Origin of the sequence: Actinomadura roseirufa (assembly GCF_900659635.1) — a bacterium.
In the GTDB taxonomy this organism is placed as follows: domain Bacteria; phylum Actinomycetota; class Actinomycetes; order Streptosporangiales; family Streptosporangiaceae; genus Spirillospora; species Spirillospora roseirufa.
The window spans coordinates 1-2,751 of sequence record NZ_CAACVB010000501.1 but is presented as its reverse complement, the minus strand read 5'-3'; the positions used below and the strand labels follow the sequence as shown (position 1 = coordinate 2,751).

Below are 2,751 nucleotides of genomic sequence, written 5' to 3'. Positions count from 1 at the left end.
AGCACGGGCCGGTCACCGGGCCGGTCACCGGGCCGGTCACCGGGCCGCACCGCGGCCCAGTCGCCCGTGCAGGGCGCCGCGGCGGGGTCGGCCGAGGCGACCGGGCCCGTCCCGGCGCGCAGCGGACCGTCCTCGGTGACGACGTCGCACAGGCCGCGGTCGACCGCGATGATGCGCGCGGGCCTCAGCCCGGCGTCGCGATGAGAGGTGAACTCGTTCTCCAGGGTCGCGTCCCAGCCATAGGCGGTGAGAACGGACGACCCCGCGGATGCGAAAGACACTGGTTTGGAACCCTTGTGTGAAAGGGGCCCCGGCACGAACGCCGCATCAGAGGGCGTGACGGATCAGCCGGCGGCCCGGAAGGTAAGGACAGGCTGAACGCTGCATGCAGCAGCCGACGCAATGACGGCCATGAACCTCACCCTCCTTTCGCTCCTGCGACGACTGTACCGTCCGAGCCCTCGGGGGACCAGCCGTCCAGGGGAGCGGCCCGGTCCTCGGGCGCCCGGTTCTCAGGCGGCCCGCCGCAGCGCCTTCGCGCGCCGCTCGGCCACCTTCGATCCCGACTCCCGGCGCGCCATGCGGCGCAGGACCGGGGGCGCCGCCACCAGCCCGGCGACGGCCCACACCGCCAGCGCGCACGCGGTCTGGGCGGGCCGCCACGAGCCGCCGATCTCGACCCCGGCCGCGGCGTCGGGCAGCAGCGCCGCCCGGGTGCCGAGGCCGAGCCAGTAGACCGGGGACGCCTGCGCGATCCAGCGCGACCACTCCGGCAGGGCGGTGACCGGGTAGAACACGCCGGAGAGCGCGATCACGCCCAGGCTCACGAGCTGGAGGAGGCCCTGGCCGCGCGCGCCGGGCAGCAGCGAGCCGAGGATCGCGCCGGCGGGCAGCGTGGCCGCCAGGCCGAGCGGCAACACCCACGCCAGGGTCGCCCAGTCGCCGGGACCGCCGGCGGGCAGGCCGCCGATGACCAGCAGCGCGGGCACGAGGAAGATCAGCAGGTCGGCCGCCAGCCCGCCGGCCACCGAGACGACCTTGCCGGTGAGGTAGCCGACCATGCCGTTCGGGGTGGCCTTCGCGCGCAGCAGCGTCCCGTCCTCGCGGTCGGCGGCGAGCTGCTGGCTCATCCCGATCATGCCCATGGCGGCGTTCATCCCGAGGATGCCCGGCAGGGCCAGTGCGCCGAGCTGGAGCCCGCTCGACCGGAACGCCCTGTCGCCCATGAAGTACAGGACGGCCACCATCAGCACCGGCCACAGCAGGTGGGAGAACAGCTCGGCGCCGTTGGTGAACGACTGGCGCAGCTCGATCCGGCCCCGGTTCCAGCCCGTCCGCAGGGCGACGGCGGACGGTCTCATCGGGCGCCTCCCGCGGGTTCACCGGAGGTCCGTCCGGCGTATTCGTGCGCCGCCCCGTGCGCGCTCTCCTCCCGGCGCACCAGCGCGAGGTAGGTGTCCTCCAGCGAGGCCCGGCGGACCTCCAGCTCGGTGATCGCCTCGCCGTGCCGGGCGAAGAGGTCGCGGGCGAACGCGGTCGAATCGGGGGTGGAGGCGGTGAACCGCCGCCCGTCCCGCACCCAGCGCACCTCGTCCTCGCCCGTGATGCCGCGCGCCAGTTCCCGCGCGGTGCCGTCGGCGACGACCCGGCCCCCGGCCAGGATCACGATGCGGCCGGCGAGCTTCTCCGCCTCGTCCAGGTCGTGCGTGGTCAGCAGGACCGTGGTCGCCCGGTCGGCGGCGAGGTGCCGCACCAGGTCGTGGAACTCGCGCCGGGCGCGCGGGTCGAAGCCCGTGGTGGGCTCGTCCAGGAACAGCACCTCGGGACGGCCCACGATGCCGATCGCCACGTCCAGCCGCCGCCGCTGCCCGCCCGACAGCGTCCGGATCTTGCGGCCCGCGTGCGCGGTCAGCCCGACCGCCTCGATCAGCTCGTCGGCGTCCCAGGGCCGCCGGTTCGCGGCGGTGGAATAGGGGGCGTAGTAGGAGCCGAGGTGGACGAGCAGTTCCCGCACCCGCCATTTGCCGTGGTCCCGCCAGGACTGGAGCACCACCCCCACGCGCGCCCGCCAGCGCTCGTCGCCGTGCGCCGGATCCGTCCCGAGGACCGAGGCCCGTCCCCCGGACCGGATCCGGAAGCCCTCCAGGATCTCGATCGTGGTCGTCTTGCCCGCCCCGTTCGGCCCCAGCAGCGCCAGGACCTCACCGTGGCGCGCGTGGAAGGTCACGCCGCGCAATGCGTCGCTCCGGCCGTAGCGCATGCGCAGGCCGTCCGCTTCGAGCACGATCCCGTCGTTCGCCGTCATCACATCTTCCGACAATGTATCGCCATTTCAACTGGCCTGAAGGCTACGTTTTCGCGACACGGCGGGTCAACGCGAAGAACTGTTCTAGCCTCACATCATCGCAGGTCAGCCAGGCGAAAGATTGCAATGGCCCAGTGGGCTAATGCAATGGCATCGTGAGCCGCTTTGCAATGAGATAACGGTGAACGCATACTGGGCCCGGTGCCGGTGAAGGAGGCGCGAATGCCGGGGGAAAGACTGGACCGCCGGGAGCGGCGGGCCATCGCGGCGGGCCTGGCCGCGGGGCTCGGCTACACCGAGATCGCCCGGGGACTGGGCAGGCCCACCTCGACGGTCAGCCGGGAGGTGGCCCGCAACGGCGGCCCGGGAGCCTACCGGTCCGACCGCGCGCAGCGGGCGGCCGAGCGGCGGGCCCGGCGGCGCGCTCCGGCCGCGCCCGCGTCCCC

At 73.7% G+C, this 2,751-nt stretch carries 3 protein-coding genes and 1 pseudogene; 1 reads left to right on the top strand and 3 read right to left on the bottom strand.

What is annotated here, in order from left to right; all coding sequences use genetic code 11:
- The 3 genes and pseudogenes from E1291_RS40795 to E1291_RS40785 all read right to left on the bottom strand — a co-directional run.
- Positions 1-281: pseudogene (locus E1291_RS40795) on the bottom strand (hypothetical protein); the annotation flags it as partial.
- A 231-nt stretch (positions 282-512) separates the two neighbouring features.
- The gene (locus tag E1291_RS40790) at positions 513-1,361 is read right to left on the bottom strand and encodes an ABC transporter permease (RefSeq protein ID WP_131743383.1); all 849 of its coding nucleotides are present in this window, start codon (positions 1,359-1,361) and stop codon (positions 513-515) included.
- Positions 1,358-2,305: an ABC transporter ATP-binding protein gene (locus E1291_RS40785; RefSeq protein WP_131743382.1), complete on the bottom strand. Its 948-nt coding sequence runs from the start codon at positions 2,303-2,305 to the stop codon at positions 1,358-1,360. Before E1291_RS40785 ends, E1291_RS40790 begins: the two co-directional genes overlap by 4 nt.
- Positions 2,306-2,527: 222 nt before the next feature.
- Between E1291_RS40785 and E1291_RS40780 the strand changes: the two genes are divergently transcribed.
- Positions 2,528-2,751 (top strand): helix-turn-helix domain-containing protein (locus E1291_RS40780; protein WP_165495542.1); only part of this gene is annotated, 224 nt, incomplete at its 3' end.